The sequence below is a fragment of the Peribacillus sp. NPDC101480 genome (genome assembly GCF_050277335.1).
GTDB lineage: Bacteria > Bacillota > Bacilli > Bacillales > DSM-1321 > Peribacillus.
In genome coordinates this window covers 155,416-177,366 of the sequence record NZ_JBNNSB010000002.1, presented here as the reverse complement: position 1 = coordinate 177,366, position 21,951 = coordinate 155,416, and the positions used below count along the sequence as shown (strand labels likewise).

At 38.9% G+C, this 21,951-nt stretch carries 17 protein-coding genes and 1 pseudogene; 11 read left to right on the top strand and 7 right to left on the bottom strand.

Annotation, left to right across the window (positions count from 1 at the left end; translation table 11 throughout):
- Positions 1-117: 117 nt before the first annotated feature.
- Complete coding sequence (locus tag ACQKMF_RS08440; protein ID WP_402942584.1) at positions 118-1,113, top strand: D-cysteine desulfhydrase; 996 nt, start codon at positions 118-120, stop codon at positions 1,111-1,113.
- Between the two features lie 158 nt (positions 1,114-1,271).
- Here ACQKMF_RS08440 and ACQKMF_RS08435 read toward each other — a convergent pair whose 3' ends face one another.
- The 5 genes from ACQKMF_RS08435 to ACQKMF_RS08415 form a co-directional block, all read right to left on the bottom strand.
- Complete coding sequence (locus tag ACQKMF_RS08435) at positions 1,272-2,903, bottom strand: amidohydrolase (protein WP_402942588.1); 1,632 nt, start codon at positions 2,901-2,903, stop codon at positions 1,272-1,274.
- A 43-nt stretch (positions 2,904-2,946) separates the two neighbouring features.
- Positions 2,947-4,290, bottom strand: coding sequence for an APC family permease (locus ACQKMF_RS08430; RefSeq protein ID WP_402942591.1), 1,344 nt, complete (start codon positions 4,288-4,290; stop codon positions 2,947-2,949).
- Positions 4,291-4,388: 98 nt separating this feature from the next.
- Entirely contained in the window at positions 4,389-5,999 is a 1,611-nt protein-coding gene (locus tag ACQKMF_RS08425) for an amidohydrolase (protein WP_427573176.1), read from the bottom strand.
- Positions 6,000-6,032: 33 nt separating this feature from the next.
- Entirely contained in the window at positions 6,033-7,376 is a 1,344-nt protein-coding gene (locus ACQKMF_RS08420) for an APC family permease (protein ID WP_427572592.1), read from the bottom strand.
- A 496-nt stretch (positions 7,377-7,872) separates the two neighbouring features.
- Positions 7,873-8,736, bottom strand: coding sequence for a MerR family transcriptional regulator (locus tag ACQKMF_RS08415; RefSeq protein ID WP_402942596.1), 864 nt, complete (start codon positions 8,734-8,736; stop codon positions 7,873-7,875).
- Between the two features lie 435 nt (positions 8,737-9,171).
- On the opposite strand from ACQKMF_RS08415, the gene ACQKMF_RS08410 reads away from it, so the two are divergent.
- The 8 genes and pseudogenes from ACQKMF_RS08410 to ACQKMF_RS08375 all read left to right on the top strand — a co-directional run bounded on the left by ACQKMF_RS08410 (position 9,172) and on the right by ACQKMF_RS08375 (position 15,785).
- Positions 9,172-9,675 (top strand): DinB family protein, encoded by a 504-nt coding sequence (locus ACQKMF_RS08410; protein ID WP_101221946.1) that lies wholly within the window; start codon positions 9,172-9,174, stop codon positions 9,673-9,675.
- A 574-nt stretch (positions 9,676-10,249) separates the two neighbouring features.
- Positions 10,250-10,897, top strand: a complete 648-nt coding sequence (sigH, locus tag ACQKMF_RS08405; protein ID WP_427572589.1) for an RNA polymerase sporulation sigma factor SigH — start codon at positions 10,250-10,252, stop codon at positions 10,895-10,897.
- Between the two features lie 416 nt (positions 10,898-11,313).
- Positions 11,314-12,288 carry a sugar-binding transcriptional regulator gene (locus ACQKMF_RS08400; protein ID WP_137020318.1) on the top strand — a complete coding sequence of 325 codons (975 nt, stop codon included), beginning with the start codon at positions 11,314-11,316 and terminating at the stop codon, positions 12,286-12,288.
- A 68-nt stretch (positions 12,289-12,356) separates the two neighbouring features.
- Positions 12,357-12,779 carry a transcriptional regulator GutM gene (locus ACQKMF_RS08395; protein WP_260357550.1) on the top strand — a complete coding sequence of 141 codons (423 nt, stop codon included), beginning with the start codon at positions 12,357-12,359 and terminating at the stop codon, positions 12,777-12,779.
- A 20-nt stretch (positions 12,780-12,799) separates the two neighbouring features.
- Positions 12,800-13,345 carry a PTS glucitol/sorbitol transporter subunit IIC gene (srlA, locus tag ACQKMF_RS08390; RefSeq protein ID WP_402942605.1) on the top strand — a complete coding sequence of 182 codons (546 nt, stop codon included), beginning with the start codon at positions 12,800-12,802 and terminating at the stop codon, positions 13,343-13,345.
- 13 nt (positions 13,346-13,358) lie between these two features.
- Positions 13,359-14,385, top strand: a pseudogene (gene srlE, locus ACQKMF_RS08385) (PTS glucitol/sorbitol transporter subunit IIB).
- A gap of 56 nt (positions 14,386-14,441) precedes the next feature.
- Positions 14,442-14,807 (top strand): PTS glucitol/sorbitol transporter subunit IIA, encoded by a 366-nt coding sequence (locus ACQKMF_RS08380; protein ID WP_427572586.1) that lies wholly within the window; start codon positions 14,442-14,444, stop codon positions 14,805-14,807.
- A 177-nt stretch (positions 14,808-14,984) separates the two neighbouring features.
- Positions 14,985-15,785 (top strand): SDR family oxidoreductase, encoded by an 801-nt coding sequence (locus tag ACQKMF_RS08375; protein WP_101221953.1) that lies wholly within the window; start codon positions 14,985-14,987, stop codon positions 15,783-15,785.
- 507 nt (positions 15,786-16,292) lie between these two features.
- Here ACQKMF_RS08375 and ACQKMF_RS08370 read toward each other — a convergent pair.
- Both ACQKMF_RS08370 and ACQKMF_RS08365 read right to left on the bottom strand, forming a co-directional pair.
- Positions 16,293-16,607, bottom strand: coding sequence for an iron-sulfur cluster biosynthesis family protein (locus tag ACQKMF_RS08370; RefSeq protein ID WP_101221954.1), 315 nt, complete (start codon positions 16,605-16,607; stop codon positions 16,293-16,295).
- A 309-nt stretch (positions 16,608-16,916) separates the two neighbouring features.
- Entirely contained in the window at positions 16,917-17,825 is a 909-nt protein-coding gene (locus ACQKMF_RS08365; RefSeq protein WP_402942614.1) for a LysR family transcriptional regulator, read from the bottom strand.
- A 329-nt stretch (positions 17,826-18,154) separates the two neighbouring features.
- Here ACQKMF_RS08365 and ACQKMF_RS08360 point away from each other — a divergent pair, with 329 nt between their 5' ends.
- Both ACQKMF_RS08360 and cysI read left to right on the top strand, forming a co-directional pair.
- Positions 18,155-19,969 (top strand): assimilatory sulfite reductase (NADPH) flavoprotein subunit, encoded by a 1,815-nt coding sequence (locus tag ACQKMF_RS08360; protein WP_427572583.1) that lies wholly within the window; start codon positions 18,155-18,157, stop codon positions 19,967-19,969.
- Positions 19,970-19,995: 26 nt separating this feature from the next.
- Positions 19,996-21,714 (top strand): assimilatory sulfite reductase (NADPH) hemoprotein subunit, encoded by a 1,719-nt coding sequence (gene cysI, locus ACQKMF_RS08355; protein ID WP_427572581.1) that lies wholly within the window; start codon positions 19,996-19,998, stop codon positions 21,712-21,714.
- The last annotated feature ends 237 nt before the right edge of the window (positions 21,715-21,951 follow it).

The window sequence follows — 21,951 nt, the reverse complement described above, 5'->3', positions numbered from 1 at the left end:
TTGCTCGATTTCATAAAGATGCTATGATTGAAGTCGAAGCTTATACTAAAGAAAAGAATACATCAGATTGATATTTTCTTTAATATACTACATAGAGTATACAGGAGGAGTTTTAAAATGAATTTAGCACAATTTCCTAGAAAGCGATATACACCGACATATACACCAATTGAGAGATTAGATCATTTTTCTGATGTTCTTGGGGGACCATCCATTTACGTTAAACGAGATGATATGCTTGGTTTGACGGCTGGGGGAAATAAAACAAGAAAACTGGAATTCCTTGTTGCCGATGCATTGGAAAAAGGTGCGGATACGTTGATTACATGTGGAGGAATTCAGTCAAATCATTGCCGCTTGACACTGGCTGCTGCGGTTAAAGAGAAAATGAAATGCATCCTTGTTTTGGAAGAGGGACTTTCAAAAAATTCAGAGCCGGATTTTAACGGTAACTATTTTCTCTATCATTTATTGGGGGCTGAACAAATTATAGTTGTACCTAATGGAGCGGACTTAATGCAAGAAATGCAGAAAGTGGCTAAAGAGGTAACAGAGAAAGGACACCGACCTTACATCATTCCGGTTGGGGGATCCAATGTCATTGGTGCAACCGGATATGTTGCATGTGCTCAGGAGATCTTGGCACAGTCCTTTGAGCAAGGAATTGATTTGAAAGCAGTTATTTGTGTAAGCGGCAGTGGGGGAATGCATGCTGGATTGGTGGCAGGATTTCATGGAAATCAAAGTGGAGTATCAGTAATTGGAATAAACGTAAGCAGAGGAAAAGCGGAACAAGAAGAGAAAGTTTTTCAGCTTGTTAAAGAAACTTTAACACATATCGGCATTCCAAATTCAATTCCTCGTGAAGCTGTTACATGTTTTGATGAGTATGTCGGGCCGGGTTATGCTTTGCCTACACCTGAAATGGTGGAAGCAGTCAAGCTCATGGCAAGAACAGAAGGGATATTGCTGGATCCGGTATATACGGGTAAAGCGGCAGCGGGACTTATTGATTTAATACAAAAAGGCACATTTAAGCCGGAGGATAACATCTTATTTGTTCACTCTGGTGGTGCTTCATCTTTATATGCCAATACTTCTCTATTTAATTGAAGTACTGATCATGCAGGAGGCTTAATCTCACATTTTTCAATAAAGTAGGCATGGTTATTAAGCGAAAAACATAAGTCTAACGCATTGGTAGCGGATAGACAATTGTCCATGGTCAAAAGAGGATTCTACAGTTGTAGAATCCTCTTTTAATGACTATTTTACTTATTGATTAGAGTCGTCGAATGATCAAAAACAACTTTTCCATCAACGATCGTTAGCTGTACCTTTGTATTAGGAATTTCCTCTGCCGGTACTTCAAAGAGATTTCGTTCTAATACTATGATATCAGCAAGTTTGCCTACTTCTAATGTACCCAGCTCCTCATCTCTAAAAGAACCATAAGCAGATCCGGCTGTATAAGCTTTCAATGCTTCGGACAGTGTGATGCACTCATGTGGATTCCATACCGTTTCACCGCTGCTGTCGATTCTCGTTACTGCACGATAGATTTGCAGAAGCGGATCAAGGGAATCGATTGGGAAGTCGGTTCCGAATGCCAATTTCGCACCGGCTACTTGCAATGTTTTAATCGAGAAAACATGCTTTTCTCGTTCTTTTCCAATTCGCTCGGTGTAAACACCTCTTTCGGACATCGCAAAGTGATCCGGCTGCATTGAAGCTGTCACGCCTAGCTCTTTGAAACGATGAACATCATCGGGGTGGATCACTTCAATGTGTTCAACAGAATGACGCGAATCTCGTTTACCATTTGTCTTTTGAGCTTCCTCATAGGCATCTAAAGCAAGGCGAATCGCTCCGTCTCCAATGGCATGAAAACGAATGCTAAAGCCTTCTTTATCTGCATCAACGACCCATTTTTTGATCGTTTCAGGAGGGAACGAAGATTCACCGCATGTTTTCGGTTGATCAGCATATGGTTCAAGTAAATAAGCGGTACGGGCAGTAATGACGCCATCTATGAATTGTTTAAGTCCTGATACACGTAGTTTATCCGATTGAAACGTATCTCGTAATTGTTTGACACGTTCAAGATTGCCATTTAATGCCGGCCATAAATGAATGCGTGCTGTTAATTCTCCATTGTCTTCAAATTCCTTGAAAACATCATAATCATTAAGCATTTCCAATGCTTCTATAGCAAATAAGTCGTGGACGGATGTTACTCCTAAACTAGCCGCATGGGCGAGGAAATTCGTGAAAAGTTCTCTCTTTTGTTCTTTAGTAAAATCATAGGCATGAAGGATAACCGCATCCATTGCTTTTTCGTATAAAAGGCCATTAGGTTCTCCAGTTTCGTCTTTACCAATAAATCCATACGAAGGGTTTTCCGTATGACGGGTAATATTTACGATTTCAAGTGCCTTTGAATTTACCCATGCGTAATGACCTTCTGCGTGAAACATAAGCACCGGACGATCGGGAAGAATACGATCCAATGAATATCGATTCGGTAATTGCTGCGTATCCCAATATCCCGCATCCCATGAAGCGCCGATTATCCATGGATCTTGCGGACGTGATTCGGCAAATTCACGAATCATTTCCAAAGCTTCTTCTTCTGAACGTGCTGAGAATAAATTGGCACTATTCATCGAAACAGCCCCATCCATCATGTGAAGATGGAAATCATGAAAACCCGGTATAATTAATTGGTCATTATATTGATAGATTTTCGTATTCTTGCCCGAATAAGATTTAACATCCTCCATAGTACCAATCGCAATGATTTTGTTGTCCTTTATCGCAATTGAGGCGGGCTCTGGTTGATCATGAAGACCTGTAAATACAGCATTACTTGAAATAATCACATCAGCTAGTTGTTGATTCATTATCAATCATTCCTTTCAATTCCATAGATTAGCTTCCTTATTATTAAGCTTGTTCAATAGCAAGCTCAGGAGGCGGTTGTCTAAACATTTTCGTAAGATTTAATAGGTACATAAATCCGATCGCAAACCAAGTTCCTCCTAGTATTAGCGAATAGATATCTAACTTTATCCAAAAGAAACCTGTCAGAGAAGCACCAATTAACGGAATAATAAGGTACCGAATTGTCCCCAGTATGGAACGCTGCTTTTTTCGGAAATAATAGTGAGCGATAACCGAAAGATTAACGAAAGTAAATGCGAATAATGCACCAAAATTTATAAGAGATACGGCAGTCGTAAGACTTAAGAATAGAGCGCTTAAAGCAACGACCCCTATAATTAATATGTTGAAGACAGGTGTACGATATTTAGGAGAAAGATATCCGAATATTTTGGCAGGAAGTACACGTTCACGTCCCATTGCATATAAAATACGTGAAGCACTTGTTCCAGACGCTATAGCTGATGAAAAACTTGACATGATCCCTTCAGCAAGCATATAACTTATCAAAAAGTTACCCCCGATATACATTGCAATTTCCATATAGGCAGATTCCGGGGCTTTAAACGATTGGTAGTCTGGCCAGACAAGCTGTAAAAAATAAGAACCGATAAAATAATATAATCCACCAATGATTGTTACAAGATAAATAGCCCTGGGTATAGATTTTCGAGGGTTTTTCGTTTCTTCAGAAAGAGTTGTTACTGCATCAAATCCTAAAAAGGAAAAGCATAATATAGGGATTATGGACATGAAGCCCTGCATATTTATATTTGGATCAATAAAAGGAAGGATCGAAAAAATCGTTCCTGCCCCTTGACCATTTAAAAGACCCTTTAATGAAAAAATCGTGAACAATGCAAGTGTTCCGAATTGCAAGAATAGAAGACCCGTATTAAGCTTAGCCGCTATCTTAATCCCTAGTATATTTATAATCGTAACCGTGACGATAAAGAGGATAATCCAAATGTACATAGGAATCAATGGGAAATAGGCCTTCATTGCAATTCCTAACAATAGAGCACTAATCATAGGACTGAACATATAATCCAGAATGATGGTCCAACCTACGAGAAAACCAATGTGAGGACTTAGGGATTTTTGCGTAAACGTATAGGCAGCACCGGCATTTGGAAAGGCTTTTACCATTTGCGCATAGCTGTATGCCGTAAATAACATAACGATTAAGGCGACGATATATGCGGTTGTAATCATCCCGTTCGTGCTTTGAACAGCTACTCCATATGTTGAAAACAAAGTAGTTGGAGCCATAAAGGCCAAACCAAAAAACACAACATTTTTTAATGGTAGTGAACGTTTAAGAGTTGTTGAGTTTGCATTATCCATATATCAGTCCTCCGTATTTAAATGGCTACATCAATATAAAGTAAACATTAGGTGATAAAGACGCCCTTAAGTGGAGCCTCTTAATATACAGCCGTTTATCAATGCCCCAAAATATCATAAACTACCTTTCCATCAACGATTGTTAATTGTACCTTTGTATCTGGTATTTCTTCCACGGCTACTTCAAAGAGGTTTCGCTCTAAGACTACAATATCTGCAAGCTTATTTACTTCCAATGTCCCTAATTCCTGCTCTCTGAATGCACCGTAGGCTGGTCCGACTGTATAAGCTTTCAATGCCTCGGCAAGCGTTATGCGCTCATGTGGATGCCATACCGTTTTTCCGCTGCTATCGATCCTCGTTACTGCACGATAGATTTGTAGAAGCGGATTGAGGATATCGATTGGGAAGTCCGTTCCAAATGCCAAATTCGCACCGGCTTTTTGCAATGCATTAATCGAGAAAACATGCTTTTCACGTTCAGTACCAATTCGCTCGGTGTAAACTCCTCTTTCTGACATCGCCAAGTGGTCTGGCTGTATCGAAGCAGTTACACCAAGCTCTTTGAAACGATGGATATCATCTGGATGAATCACTTCAATGTGTTCGACGGAATGCCGTGAATCTCGTTTGCCATTTGCCTTTTGCGCTTCCTCATAGGCATCTAAAGCAAGACGAATCGCTCCATCTCCAATCGCATGAAAACGAATGCTGAAGCCCTCATTATCGGCATCAACGACCCATTTTTTGATCGTTTCAGGAGGGTAAGACGTTTCACCGCGTGTTTGTGGTTGATCCGCATAAGGCTCGAGTAAATAAGCTGTCCGAGCGGTAATGACGCCATCGATAAATTGTTTCAGCCCTGACACACGGAGTTTATCCGATTGATACGTCTCTCGCAATTGTTTGGAGTGCTCGAGATCGCCATTTAAAGCAGGCCATAAATGAATGCGCGTTGTTAATTTATCTTTGTCTTCAAATTCTTTGAAAACATTTAGTGATTCTATTGTTTTTAAACCATGTAAGTCATTGACAGCTGTTATCCCAAATCTTGCTGTGTGTGCCAAGAAATTGGAGAAAATTTCCTTCTTATGTGTATTTGAAAAATTAAATGCATGACGGATAACTGCATCCATTGCTTTTTCAAATAGGATGCCATTCGGTTCTCCATTTTGGTCTCTTCCTATAATGCCATAAGAAGGATTTTCCGTATGACGAGTAATATTTGCAATCTCCAATGCTTTCGTATTCACCCATGCATAATGTCCTTCTGCGTGAAACATGAGTGCTGGACGGTCAGGAAGAATACGATCCAATGAATGTCGAGTCGGTAATTGTTGTGAATCCCAATAACCTGCATCCCATGTAAATCCGATTACCCATTGATTTTCCGGTCTTGACTCAGCGAATTCAGAAATCATTTCAAGCGCTTCATCTTCTGAGCGGGCTGCGAACAGATTGACACTATTTAGTGCAACGGCACCTTGCATAATATGAAGATGGAAATCATGGAACCCAGGCATTATTAATTGGTCCATAAACTGATAGATTTTCGTGTGCTTACCTGCGTAGTGTTTAATTTCTTCCCCAGAACCAATCGCAACAATTTTGTTGTCCATAATTGCAATAGAAGCGGGTTCAGGTTGGTCGGAAAGACCTGTAAATACAGCATTGCCTGAAATAATTATGTCAGCTAGTCGTTGATCCATCATCAATCATTCCCTTCTTTTAGTGCTTTATTATTAAGCTTCTTCAAAGGCAAGCTCGGGAGGCGGTTGACTAAACATTTTTGTTAAGTTTAATAGATAAATAAATCCGATTAGAAGCCAAGTTCCACCTAGTATTAGTGAATGTTTATCCAGTTTTATAAAAAACAATCCAATTAGTGCTGCTCCAGTAAGCGGGATAATCAAATATTGAATCGTACCTTTAAAAGACCTCTGTTTCTTTTGTAGAAAATAATAAGAAACAACCGAAAGATTCACAAAGAAAAAGGCAAATAAAGCTCCAAAACTAATAAGCGATACGGCTGTGGTTAGATTTAAGAAAAGAGCACTTAATGCAACCACACCAATGAGTAAAATATTGAACACAGGTGTCCGGTATTTTGGGGATAGATAGCCGAAGATTTTTTTCGGCAATACATTTTCCCTTCCCATCGCATACAAAATACGAGAGGCGCTCGTTCCCGATGCAACGGCTGAGGCAGTGGTGGATGTTAATCCTACTGCTACAAAGAAGCTCACAAAAATGTTTCCGCCGATATACATCGCTATCTCTAAATAGGCGGATTCAGGGTTATTGAAAGAATGGAACTCCGGAAAAATTAGTTGAGCAAAATAGGAACCTGTGATAAATAAAAAACCGCCGATCATCGTTATGAAATAGATCGCTTTTGGCAACGTTTTCGTAGGATCCTTCGTCTCTTCTGATAATGTAGTTACTGCATCAAAGCCTAAAAAGCTAAAACATAGTATAGGGATAACAGATAGAAGAGTGGGTACGCTAATTTCAGAATCATAAAAGGGAAGAATTGAAAATAATGACCCTGCACCTTTACCTGCAATAAGCCCTTTAATGCACAAAATAAAAAATAGCGCAAACAATAAAAATTGCAAGAAAAGCATATACGTATTAAGTTTCGCTGCTAATTTAATGCCAAGGATGTTGACAGTCGTAATAACCACAATAAATAAAATGATCCAAACAAACATCGGAATGGATGGAAAATAAGCTTTCAGTGAAATTCCTACAATTAGGGCACTGATCATCGGGCTAAATATATAATCAATGATGATTGTCCAACCAACGATGAACCCAAGATGCGGACTTATCGATTTTTGCGTAAACGTATATGCTGCTCCTGCATTCGGAAACGCTTTCACTAATTGAACATAGCTATAAGCTGTAAATAACATGACAACTAAAGCAATGGCATAAGCCGTTGGCATCATCCCGTTGGTACTATGTACAGCAACTCCATATGTTGAAAAAAACGTTTTTGGAGCCATGAAAGCCAATCCGAAAAAGACGACATACTTCAAAGTAAGAGTACGGTTAAGAGTTGCTGAATTCGTATTTTCCATAAATCAATCCTCCTTGTGAATGTCTTGGCTAAAGATCGTGGATAAAATTCATTAAAGCGCACATAGTAAATAGATGGATTATTCCGAATATTAAATTGGTAATTCCATATATTTATAGGCAATGGAAAAAGTATTCACCTGTGAACGAAATAGCTGCCATGACAGGATGGTGTTTAAGCGTTTTCATAATTTCTCTTTAGTGCTTTCCTCGAAGCGGACGCATGGAGGAGTTGGTAGTGAAAGAGTAAAAAAAACGAAAGGAACGCCATCAAAACGGATTATCTTTTTTTGATTTTAAATTTTTTAATAAATGGCATCACTCCTTAGTACAAAGTTATTTTTAAATAATGCCTTGCTATTTCATTTAGGAAAGCATCACTCCATTCAGTATGTATAAATTCATTATAAAGTCTCGTCTAACACCAGAGTAAACAGTTAATATACAAAAAAAACAGCCCTGAAATGATAATATTTTCATTTCGAAGGCTGTTTACTGTTAGTTTACTTTATCATGAATCGGAATTTGTATTTCATAATAAGCTTCATCATATTGATCAGTCAGAGAAACGTCAACCTGCATAATTCGAAAGGCATCACCAGTAATAACATAGCCATGAGTATCGCAATAATGGAGTAGCTTTTTTAGCTGGGTAAGCATTTTCTCCCTTGTGAGTCCTCCATAGTAGGAACATAAAAATTGCCCTTTTTCAATTTTTTGGGTTGGTTGGTCTGACTCTCCATCCTGAACAAGAATGAATAATTGAGATTGATAGGCACTTAGGTTACCGGTAAAGTCAGATGATTGACGAATTATATCAAAGTAATCTTTCTTGATGAAATCTCCAAATTTATTGCTGGCTAAAGCAGGAATGATTCCACCAATCCTGTTTTCCAGCTCCAAGAATCCAAGAAATAGATTTTCTGTATCCTCCCAACTTACCGGCCTGGCTAGCTGGATGTATTCCCGTTCGTCAAATTGTTTTATCACAATATCCGAATTCCTGTAACTGTTTGTGAAATGTTCAATATTGTATAATCGAGTCATCAATATATTATGGATATCTTGCAATTTCTTAATTTCTTCCTGTATATTTGCCATTGATTCTTTAAGTGATTGAACCGACTTTTTGACATTGCGATTCGTAAGAAATTGCTTGATTTCCCCTAAGGTAAACCCGATTCCCCTTAATTCTTTTATCGTTCCGAGAACTTCATACTGGGAAATGGAGTAATAACGATAGCCAGTTTCAGGGTCAATATGATAGGGCTTTAGCAATCCAATTTTATCGTAATGACGCAATGTATCTACCGTTACGCTTCGCAACTTCGCCATTTCACCTATACTCAGCTTATTTTGCATGGCTTTATCTCCTAACCAACTCTGAATTTATCTATATTAATAACATGATTACCCCTTATTATAAAGTAGTGATTCTTGTTGTGTATAGCTAGTAGTAGGATGACTTGTAGAGCATTGAACTTCCAGGTTTAAGTCGAATAATGGTCTGCAATGTAATGGACGTGGGTTATCCATTACAACTCTTGAAGGATGGGAATATACGAATTTAAAGGAAGTAAAAGTGCAGTTCAACATTTTTCCTGGAAGCTTGTAACAGAAAACTCCAGGAGGCACAAAAATGATTAAAGCCAATGTATATATAAAGTCATGACGGTCAAAGACTAAAATTTTAGTTTCAAAATGAACTGGATTACATGAGTAATTTGTAATGAGGGAACATATGTTTTATAATGTGCCTTGAGTAGGTAATTATCTATCGGATAGAGGAGGTATTATATGTATTGTACAATTTCGGATTTTATTAAAGAATGGAATAAAGAAGCAATACTGACTCAGAATGTTTTGGATAGTTTGACAGATGATTCATTAGAACAACAAGTTTATCCCGAAGGTCGCACTTTAGGAAGAATTGCGTGGCATTTCACCACGAATATTCCAGATTATCTAGCTCATTTCGGTTTAAAGATGGACCGTATAGAAAGTTCGGAAAACGTTCCATCTTCAGCTCAGGAAATTGCTATCACTTTTAAAAATGTAAGTTCTCACGCAGCCAAAATTATTGAACAACAATGGACAGACGCATCCCTAGAGCAAATACAAGAAGCGTTTGGTAGACAGGAAACAAATGCTTCCATCCTTATGGGGCTAATCAAGCATATTGTTCATCATCGCGGACAAGTGACGGTTCTGATGCGTCAAGCAGGAATAAAACCTTATGGGGTTTATGGACCGCCTAAAGAAGATTGGATTCATCTAGGTGTTGAGAGTCCACCACTTTAATAATTTATGCATGCTTACGTAATGCCTTAAACTAACGGGGAATTTGCGAATAAGTAAACCCAGTTCTCACTTTTATAATTGAGTAAAAAAGCATCCTTTGAAGGGTGCTTTTTTGCTAAAGAAGGGTTTAAATGGCATTTTCCTTTTTTTTAATTAAAGCTATTAAAGTAAAAGAAAAGGTGCAATAGATTACAGCCTTACCTTTGAATAGGCTATGTTAAACCATTATTGCAGAATAGTTCTTTAGTAGTATAATTTATAATTATGCTATTATTAAGCCACCCTATCCTGAGCGCCCCACCGTAATTGCCACAACCACCGGCACAACTGTATCCGTCAATGATGAGGAATTAATAAAAAGACGAGATCTTTACCAAATCAATTAAAGATGACCGAATTTGTATAGTTATAGTGCAGGCCTTATAAATATCAGTATTTTGTTGAAAAATGTCGTTATTTGCGAATATCATTATCGTCATTTCTGAGATATTATTATATTGAATGTACTTTAATACATTGAAGTGATAATGCAACTTTTATGTCGGGGCTCAACTTAGCGAGTGGAGGAAAATAAATGAGTGTAATCATCGAGAACAAACAGGAAAACTATGCTCATATGGAAGATGTAATGTTGGTTGGGAAAATCCATAATGGTGATGAAGATGCACTGGACTTTTTAATTAAAAAATACAGATGTGTCGTTCAATCAAGTGCTTTGAAGTATTTTTTAACGGGTGGAGATAAGGAAGACGTCTTTCAGGAAGGGATGATTGGACTATACAAGGCCATTCGGGACTACAAGAATTGCAAAAAATCGTCTTTCAGATCATTTGCGGAACTGTGCATTTCAAGACAAATCATAACGGCTGTTAAAGCGGCTATTTGCCAAAAGCATTCTCCCTTAAATAATTATGTTTCATTGTATAAGCCTATCTATCAAGGGGAGTCGGAGCAATACCTAATTGATCTAATCCCTGAACAGAGACAAAATGACCCAGTTACGATCTTAATAAAATCAGAAGAAATTTGCGATATTGAGCTAATTTTAACAAAAGTCCTTAGTGATTTGGAAATTAGTGTTGTTGACTTGTACCTGGAAGGAAAAACTTATTTTGAAATATCAAAGGAATTGAATGTTCAAAAAAAGACGATCGATAATGCACTTCAGCGGGTAAAAAGGAAGTTGGAGCGCTACTTCGAGTCCAGGAGGTTGGAACCATAATCACTATAATCATTAAACATAAAGAATCTATTCAATTCTGAATGGGTTCTTTTTTCATAATTAGTCTACTTGAATTTTCAAATCTATCCTTATCAATGTATCAACAAAAAAATTTCATACAAGAAAAAGGGGTGACAATATGTTGTTTGTAAGGTGTAAGTTCCCCGAAAATCAATGTTATCAAACAATTGATAAAAAACGAAGCAGCCTGATTAAATGGAGGTGCTTCATTTTTTTGTGCTTTTTCGATGGATAATAAGCCCACAAATCTGCACAAATGACATAATATTTTTAAAATTTGCACAAGTGGTATTTTTTTGTTGACGTAGCTATTTTTGTAAGCGTATACTAAACTCAATAAAGCACAAATGATTTCATTTGCACAAATGTGCACATCAGAAAGGGTGAGGGACTAAATGGATAAAAGGGAAGAAAAAAGACTCTTAGTTAAAATTGCACAAATGTATTATGAAGAAGATATGACACAAGGTGCCATTTCAAAAGAATTAGGTATATACCGAACTTCCGTCAGCAGACTTTTAAAAAAAGCAAGGGAAGATGGAGTAGTTAAAATTACTGTCAGCAGCGATATTGATGGAGCTTTTGAATTGGAACGTCAATTGGAAAAGTTGTTTGGCTTAAAAGAAGTAATTATCGTTCCTGAAAAAAGAGACAGTACCGAACTGGATAAAAAGAAAGTGGTAGCGATGGCCGGGGCTGAATTACTAAAACGGATTATTAAAGACGGCGATGTCGTAGGCTGTGCCTGGGGAAGCACAATGGCCAGTCTGATTGGTGAATTTACGAACGCCGGAAAAAAAGACGCTCATTTTGTCCCTTTAGTAGGGGGGCCTGGACCTATGGATACGAAGCATCACGTCAATAGAATTGTTTATAATATTGCAGAAGATTTTGGAGGAACTTCTTATTTTATTGATGCTGCGGCAGTAGTGGAAAAAAAGGAGACAAAGGATGACATTGTTCAATCTCACTACTTCACTAAAATAACGGAGCTTTGGGATAACTTAACAATTGCAGTAGTAGGGATTGGAAACCCAAACCAATCATCTAATTTAGTCTGGGCCGGCTTTTGCGGCAATCGGGAAATTGAAGATTTAAATCAACAAGGTGCCATAGGTGATATCTGCTCACGATTTTATGATATAGATGGAAACCTGATACAATCTGACTTATCTGATCGAACAATAGCCATTGAGCTGGAAAAACTAAAAAATATTCCATACTCAATCGGTATTGCAGAGTCTGTTGAAAAAGCTCCTTCCATTATTGGGGGATTAAGAGGAGGATACATCAACACTCTGATCACCACTGAGGAAACGGCAAATGAAATCATTGAAATCATCGAAGAAAATGGAACATCCTTATCTTAGGAAGTATGAATTTAATTATCTGATTGTAACGGAATCAAGATGTAAGATTATGAAAAGAGGAAATGAAAATGCTATGGTATGTCATTTTATTAATTGGCTTTTCTTGGCTCCTTCAAAGCATTTTTGGATTTTTGCAAATCAAGCATTTCAATAAAAAGTATGCAGAGTTGAGAAAGCTTGGAAGGGTCGCTATTGGGAAAAAAACGGGACTTATTAAATCAGGCACGGTCGTCATGTTTGCAATTGACCGAAAAAACAACATTTTGAAAGCCACCAAAATGCAGGGAGTAACCGTGCTTTCAAGAGTAAGGAACTTAAAAGGATTTGAAGGGAAAAATCTCTTACACCTCGGTGAAGAGGATTTTAATAAAGTAAATAAGTTAACAAGGTTAGCCATTGAGGATGCACTGAACAGCTATCATATTATCTCTAAGGGAGGTGAATTGAAGGTTAAGAAAGGCTGGATTGATTTACTTTTATCAAAAAAATAGGAATTATTGAGGTGAATTGAATGGATTGGCTTACAAATGCAGCAGATGACTTTATGAATTTATTTAGAGCAGGTGCCGAAACTTTTGTCGATTTAGTAACAGGTATTGTTCCACTCCTTATCATGCTTTTAGTTGCAATGAATGCCCTTATACGGTTGGTTGGAGAAGAAAGAGTGGAACTGATCGCGAAGAAATCGAGTAAGAACCCACTTACAAGATATTTTGTTCTTCCGGTAATTGGGACGTTCGCTTTGGCAAATCCAATGACATTATCACTTGGGAAATTTTTGCCGGAAAAATACAAACCAAGCTATTATGCTGCTGCTTCTTATTCCTGCCACACTCATAACGGACTTTTTCCACACGTTAATCCAGGAGAGCTGTTCGTATTCTTGGGAATTGCTGCAGGAATTACAGCACTGGGATTTGAAACAACAGAACTAGCCCTTCGTTACTTCTTGGTGGGGATTTTCACAAACTTTTTAAGAGGTTGGGTAACAGATTTAACAACCTATTATGTATCTAAACAGCAAGGCGTTAAATTGAAAGAAACAGTGGATCTCTAAGGAGGGGAAAGGAATGACTCAAACGGTTACGAAGTACAAGTCAATTATCGTCAATGCAGGGCAAGGCGGATTTGGCGGGCCTTTAGTGATTTCACCGACAGAAGATAAAAATAAAGTGGTATATGTAACGGGCGGAACAAGACCGGATATTGCGGACACCATTGCAGAATTAACAGGCTGTGAATTAGTCGACGGTTTTAAAACGAGTGTACCTGAGGATGAAATGGCGTGTGTCATCATTGATTGTGGCGGAACGCTCCGATGTGGCTTATACCCCAAAAAAAGAATCATGACGATCAATATCATGCCTACTGGACAAAGTGGCCCGTTAGCAATGCACATTACCGAGGACATTTACGTTTCTGGAGTAAAGCCTCAAAACATTGAATTGTATGAAGGTGCTGCAACACCTCCAACATCCAATGTGAACAATGCTAACGGACAAATTGAAAAAACAATTTCTAAACCTAAGTATAGCGCAAAATAAAAAAATTAGTGAACAAAGAAAGCCTAACGGCGTCATAGCACGCATTGGGATGGCAATGGGTTCCATCGTCAATGTCTTTTATCAGGCTGGCCGTGACACGATAGATACTGTCATTAAAACAATTTTACCGTTTATGGCTTTTGTGGCCATGTTAATCGGGGTGATTAAAGCATCTGGAATTGGGGATGTGTTCGCACAATATTTATCACCATTTGCAGGATCTTTGCCGGGCTTACTCTTAATCTCTTTAATTTGCTCATTCCCATTATTATCACCATTCTTGGGACCGGGAGCTGTTATTTCACAGGTCATTGGGACATTAATTGGAGTGGAAATTGGAAAAGGAAATATCCCACCACACCTTGCATTGCCAGCTCTTTTCGCAATTAACTCACAGGCTGGAGCTGATTTTGTTCCAGTTGGGCTAGGTTTAGCGGAGGCAGAAGTGGAAACCATTGAAGTCGGGGTTCCTTCCGTATTGTACGGACGCTTTTTAACCGGAGCACCAACCGTTTTTATAGCTTGGCTTGCAAGCTTCGGTTTGTATGAATAATTACTAGAATAGATTGTGAATAGATTTTTTTAAGTAAAGAATTGGAGGAGTTTCTTGTGCAGACAGTTTATCAAACTCAAATTAACCAACTTGGACCATCTGTCTCTGATTTTCTTGGAGAAAAAATGTTCATCCTATTCGGAGCGAATGCCCCGAGTGAATTAGCGGATTATTGCCTATTAATTGATGTAAATGAAATTAATGGAGAAATCGAAAAGGGTGACATTCTCGTCTTAGGCAATCAGCAATACACCATTACCTCTGTAGGTGACGTGGTGAAAAAGAATTTAGGTTCACTTGGACATATCACGTTAAAATTCAATGGTTCTGAAACTGCAGAATTACCTGGCACTTTACATCTTGAAGAAAGAGATATTCAAATGCCCCAAGCAGGGACAACACTTCAAATCTTGAAAAAATAAGCTTGTCAAAGATTTATATAGAATGATTGAATGCAAGAAGAGGAAAGTTCCCACACCGGAAAATTGCATTTAATAAGAGTCAACACAGCCAAAACTAGAAAAAAATTTAGAGTTTGTTACTCATTTTTAAATTTCAACTATGATTCTCGAATCTATATAAAATAAGGAGGAAAAAGAATGAATGAATCATGGCCTCAATTAGAAAATAAAGTGGCAATTGTTACGGGTGGAGCCTCTGGAATTGGCTCGAAAATTACAGCACATTTAGTAAAGAACGGTACAAAGGTGATTGTTTCCGATCTAAATGTAAATACTGGCGAACAAACTGATGGAACTTATCATATACAATGCGACGTTACCAATAAAGAAAGCGTTGAAAATATGGTTACCAAAGCCACCGAGTTATTTGGAACCATAGATATTTTAGTTAATAATGCTGGTGTAAACTTACCACGTTTACTTGTTGATTTCCGTGGCGAAAAGCCAGAGTATGAGTTAAGTGAAAAGGACTTTGATTTCATGGTTGCCGTCAATCAGAAAGGACCTTACCTTTGTGCTCAGGCAGTTGCGAGAGTAATGGTGAAAAATAACAAAGGCGTTATCATTAATATTTCTTCCGAGGCAGGTATGGAAGGATCTTCTGGACAAAGTGTTTATTCGGCAACTAAAGGTGCTGTCAATGGCTTTACCCGTTCCTGGGCAAAAGAACTGGGGAAATTCAACATCCGTGTAGTTGGTGTTGCGCCAGGGATCAATGAGCAAACAGGTTTAACAACAGACGCTTATAATGAAGCATTGGCTTACACACGTGGAGTGACAGTAGAAGGTCTTGGAACAGATTACAGCAAAACGATACCACTTGGACGACCTGGTAAATTGGATGAAATTGGTGAATTGGTCACTTATCTAGCCTCAGACCGTTCAAGTTATATTACAGGTACAACCGTTAATATTTCAGGTGGGAAATCCCGCGGATAAATAACGGCATCAACCATGGAGTTCTTATTCAAAATATAATTACGAGGAAGTTGTGTGGTTTTAAAATTCAACATAGAACCGTTTTATGTTCTATCAACTTTTAAGTAAGCGTTAATCAACATACAGGTGCTTAGGTTCATTAATAGGGGTTGCTGCGGCAGCCTTTTTTTATGGAACTAACGGGGCAGGTTTGTTTACAAAGAAAAAAACGGGGTTGGAATAATGGGTATTATTTTTAATTTGGTTATGCTTAAAGGCGCTATACTCAAATAAGGGAGTTTGCTGAAGCAACCTTTTTGGGGAAGCCTTTTAGACAATAGTCGTTTTAGAATCTGAGAGTTTCTGGAAAATTATCTACATAATATTATAATAATGAATTAGACCCTAAATTCTAAAATCAATTGCCTAATGGTTTGATCCCTTGAAGTAGATACCGAAGATAAATTCGCTGAGTATAAACATTAAAGCCCAACTGAAACAGAAGGGCTTTTTACTATATTCATTTTTTTAATTCACTCTATTCAACTGTAGATTGTATCTCAATGTTTCTTCGTCTGAATATAATTTGTATCCAAGTCCATCACTGTAGTTAAGAAAGACTTTATCTGGAAGATGCTTTTTAGACTCACTTGATATTAAGATGGGGACCCCATTAATTATGAATCTCTCATCATCTTCTTTCTTATTATCAATTTTCAATTCGTGTTCAACATAAATCGAACAGCTTCCAATATAAATGGCTTCGATACGAACACCTTCATTCTCTTTATAACCCACTTTTAATAGTTGTTCAATCGCTGCTTCTTTAATCTCAATATTCATTAAACCCGCTCCCATACAAAATTGATATTATTTTTATCTATACAAGGAAAACAAAAAACAAGCCAAAGAAGATTGCTCTAGTTATTCGTATACCCAATTGTTTATAAGTTAATGTGTATAAGAAAGACAAGTTGGGCTTTACTCAGACTTCTTAATTAAGCATATTTCCTTAACGTAGGCAAACCTCAGCTTTATTGTCGAAATTTACTTAATGCAACTTTTCCCCGTTTTGGTTACATAAGCAACCTGTTAACAGCGTGCTCCCGGATTTCCCAGTCTGTAACTTTATAACAGCAATCTTCGCAAAGATCATCCTATCGGCTTTGCTTTCATGGGCCATTTTTTGTTTAATTCAGTTATAAAAGTCTTGACATTCTTTTTATCTTCCATAATTGGGGAATAGACGTACGAAAGTGTCCTGTTAAAGGATTCATTTTTTACCTGAATAATAGAAAGGATTTTATTTTGTACATCCCTTTCAATAACACTTCGGGAAAGCAGAGCCAGCCCTGCGCCGTTTTTTATAAGTGTTTCTTTAATTCCTTGATTACTGCTTATCGTGAGTATCGATTTAATTTTCAATCCGTTTGATCGTATGACGTGATTAAGGTATTCACGAGTACCAGATCCAACTTCCCTGGTTACCCATGCTTGGTCATGTAAATCAGTAATCTCCACTTCGTCTTTATTTGAGAGTACATGATTGTTAGAAGACACAATGAATAGCTCGTCTTGCATGAATGGGTGGACAGAAAGCTCTTTTTCATTAGTTTGACCCTCGATTAAGCCAATATCCACTTTGTATAGCCGAACGGCTTGAACGATTTCTTCCGTGTTTCCAATTACGACTTGAAGTTCGAGTTCAGGGTAGTCCTCTTGAAGGTCGATGAGTAAAGAAGGAAGGATATACTCTCCTATTGTAAAACTTGCCCCTATCTTTAATTCGCCCTTGATGGAACTATCGTGTTCCTGAATGTCTTGTCTGGTCTGTTCATAGATTGTGATCATTTGCTTGGCCCGGTCGTAAAGAATTTCTCCCGTCAAGGTGACTTTTAGGAATTTAGGAGAACGGAGAAATAATTTCGTTTGGAACTCTTCCTCCAATTTTTTTATATGTAAACTTACACTCGGTTGGGACATAAGAAGCATTTCTGCTGTTTTTGTAAAATTCTTGACCTCTACAAGGGTCACGAATGTTTTTAGAGCATCATAGTACATAGAAATTTCTCCTTATTATTAATATTCTTAATAGTTACAATAAATTATATATATTTTACTAATGATGTGACTTCCAGTAAAGTTTTAATGAGAAACTTATTTTAGGAAGAGTATAGGCTGAGGAAGGATATTGTCCTTTATAACCTTATTTTTTTATTTGTTGCGAGCTATGAACCTATATGACTATTTTTTTTTCAGTTAAAACCGACTTGGTCTATAGGAGTAAACGAGTTAATTAATTTATGGATGGATATAAAAATGTTTAAACCCACTCGTTATACATAATAGTCAACTAAGATAAGTTAATATCCCTTTGTGAGGTGGAAATCGTGCAACTTCAGGTAAGTAACAGTCCCTTTAATCAAGAGCAGGCAGAGCTCCTTAACAGCCTACTGCCAAGCTTGACAGAAACACAAAAAATTTGGTTGAGCGGTTATCTGACTGCATCTTTGTCAGTTTCGAATATCAGTTCAGCCGTCGCCCCGGTACTGGAAGCTCAAAGCGGCGGGAAGACAATATCAAAAGAGGTGACCATCCTTTTTGGTTCACAGACGGGTAATGCTCAAGGGCTGGCAGAAAATGCGGCGAGTAAGCTTGAGGGTAATGGCTTTCAGGTTACCATTTCATCCATGAGTGACTTTAAAGTCAACAATTTGAAAAAAGTCAAAAATCTCCTGATTGCCGTTAGCACGCATGGAGAAGGTGATCCTCCGGATAATACATTGTCCTTCCATGAGTACCTTCATGGCAGGAGGGCACCAAGCCTTGAAGGTCTCCGCTTTTCGGTATTGGCGCTAGGAGACAGCTCATACGAGTTTTTCTGTGAAACGGGAAAACAATTCGATAAACGCTTGGAGGAACTTGGCGGGACACGTTTATTTCCGAGAATGGACTGTGACCTTGATTATGATGAGCCTGCTAGCGAATGGCTGGATGGAGTACTTTCTAGTTTAAGTGAAGGGGAAGTCAGTTCAATTGCTGCTGTTCCCGCATCGAAAGCCTCAGTAAGTGAACAAACGTATTCGAGAACAAATCCGTTTAAAGCGGAAGTGTTGGAAAATATAAATTTGAACGGCCGTGGCTCCAATAAAGAGACACATCATCTTGAGTTATCTCTTGAGGGCTCAGGTCTTACATTCGAACCTGGTGACAGCCTTGGTGTTTATCCGAAAAATGATTCGGATTTAGTGGATATGCTTCTTACGGAACTCAATTGGGACCCTGAAGAAACCGTGAAGGTCAATAAGCAGGGAGACCTTCGACAGCTTAGGGAATCGCTCATCTCCGATTTTGAAATTACGGTTTTGACAAAATCGCTCATTGAACAAGCGGCACAGCTTTCAGGTAATGAGGATTTAAAGGAGCTTTTAGAGCCTGGTAATGAAGAAAGGTTAAAAGAATATCGTGAAGGCCGTGATTTGCTTGATTTTGTCCGTGATTTTGGCGCATGGGGCGAATCGGCGCAAGAGTTCGTATCGATACTCCGGAAAATGCCAGCCCGTCTATATTCGATTGCGAATAGCTTATCCGCATATCCGGATGAAGTGCATTTGACAATCGGAGCTGTCCGGTATGAAAGTCACGGACGGGAAAGAAACGGTGTCTGCTCCATTTTATGTGCGGACAGATTACAGCCAGGGGACACGCTGCCCGTTTACATTCAGCATAACCAGAACTTCAAGCAGCCGGAGAACCCAGACACTCCAATTATCATGGTTGGACCGGGAACGGGCATTGCTCCGTTCAGATCCTTTATCCAGGATCGCGAAGAAGCTGAAGCGACAGGAAAAACGTGGCTCTTTTACGGCGATCAGCATTTCGTGACGGATTTCCTTTATCAGACTGAATGGCAAAAGTGGTTGAAAACAGGTGTACTTACGAAAATGGATGTTGCCTTTTCACGAGATACTGATGAAAAAGTGTATGTTCAAAACCGGATGCGCGAGCACAGCGGGGAATTATACGAATGGCTTCAAGAAGGTGCAGCTGTATACATTTGCGGTGACGAGAAAAACATGGCACATGATGTGCATAATACGCTTATTGAGATCATTGAAAAAGAAGGCAATATGAGCCATGCTGATGCGAAGGCTTATCTTGAAGAAATGCAACAGAATAAACGCTATCAACGTGATGTGTACTGAAATTTGAATGAAAAGGAGATAACAACATGGTGAAAACACTATTAAAAGCACCAGAAGGCCCGCCCAGTGATGTTGAGCAAATTAAAGAAAAAAGCGATTATTTGCGAGGTACACTTGGAAAAGTGATGCAGGATCGGATCAGCGCCGGTATTCCGGATGATGACAACCGATTAATGAAACATCACGGCAGCTATTTACAGGATGACCGGGATCTGCGCAATGAGCGTCAAAAACAAAAGCTTGAGCCTGCCTATCAGTTTATGTTGCGTGTCCGTATGGCCGGCGGGGTAGCACAGCCTTCTCAATGGCTTGTTATGGATGACCTCGCTCAGAAATACGGAAACGGAACTTTGAAATTGACAACAAGACAGACGTTTCAAATGCATGGTATTTTAAAATGGAATATGAAAAAAACCATTCAGGAAATCCATGCTTCCATGCTGGATACAATCGCTGCATGCGGAGATGTAAACCGGAACGTAATGTGCAATTCGATTCCATTTCAATCCGAAATCCATTCTGAAGTATATGAATGGTCAAAAAAATTGAGTGATTATCTATTGCCGCGTACAAGGGCGTACCATGAAATCTGGCTGGATGAAGAAAAAGTGGTTGGTTCTCCTGAAGTGGAGGAAGTCGAACCAATGTACGGAAAGCTTTATTTGCCAAGGAAGTTTAAAATAGGCATTGCCGTACCACCATCCAATGATATTGATGTTTACTCCCAGGATCTTGGCTTCATAGCAATTGTTGAAAATGGAAAACTCGTTGGTTTTAATGTAGCGATCGGCGGCGGAATGGGAATGAGCCACGGTGACAAGGCGACATATCCTCAACTAGCCAAGGTAATCGGCTTTTGCCAGCCAGACAAAATACTGGATGTGGCTGAAAAAATCATAACGATTCAGCGAGATTACGGGAACCGATCCGTACGGAAAAATGCTCGGTTCAAGTATACGGTAGACCGGCTTGGGCTCCAAGCGGTAAAGGCTGAACTGGAAAATCGTTTAGGCTGGAAGCTGGAGGAAGAGAGAACATATCATTTTGATAATAATGGTGACCGCTATGGTTGGGTAAAAGGAATGCAAGGAAAATGGCATTTTACACTATTTGTCGAGGGTGGCCGAATTGCCGATATCAATGATTACAAGCTGATGACCGGTTTGCGCGAGATCTCAAAGATCCATACGGGTGATTTCCGTTTGACGGCCAATCAAAACCTTATTATTGCAGATGTGTCAAGCCAGAAAAAGAAAAAGATCATAGAATTGCTTGAAACATACGGTTTGACGGATGGTGCGCATCATTCGGCGCTCCGACGCAGCTCGATTGCATGCGTGGCGCTTCCAACATGCGGGTTGGCAATGGCCGAAGCAGAGCGTTATTTGCCGGTTCTGCTTGATAAAATCGAGACCATCGTTGATGAAAACGGCCTGAGGAACGAAGAAATCACAATTCGCATGACCGGTTGTCCGAATGGATGTGCCCGGCATGCACTTGGGGAAATTGGTTTTATCGGTAAGGCACCTGGCAAATATAATATGTATCTAGGTGCTGCATTCGATGGAAGCCGATTAAGTAAAATGTACCGTGAAAACATCGGTGAAGAAGAGATATTAAAAGAACTGCGTGTACTTCTTTCCCGTTATGCAAAAGAACGTCAGCAAGGAGAGCATTTCGGCGACTTCGTCATCAATGCAGGCATTGTCAAAGAAGTGACGGATGGAACGAATTTTCATGATTGATTAAAACAAACGAGAGACAATAGAAGTTCGGAATGCTTTCACCCCGAATATAAAAGAAAACTTGATTTTCCTACATGATTTTTTGCTTAATTGTATGATGAAAACCTCTCTAGATTAAAGAAATATGCGACACTCCTGCCGAAAGACTGGCTAGCCGAGACCCCACAGACGCTTGCTTTGATGAGGCTTGGCAGACAGTCGGCGGAAAGGGAGCGAATTTCAGAAATCAGCTGGAAC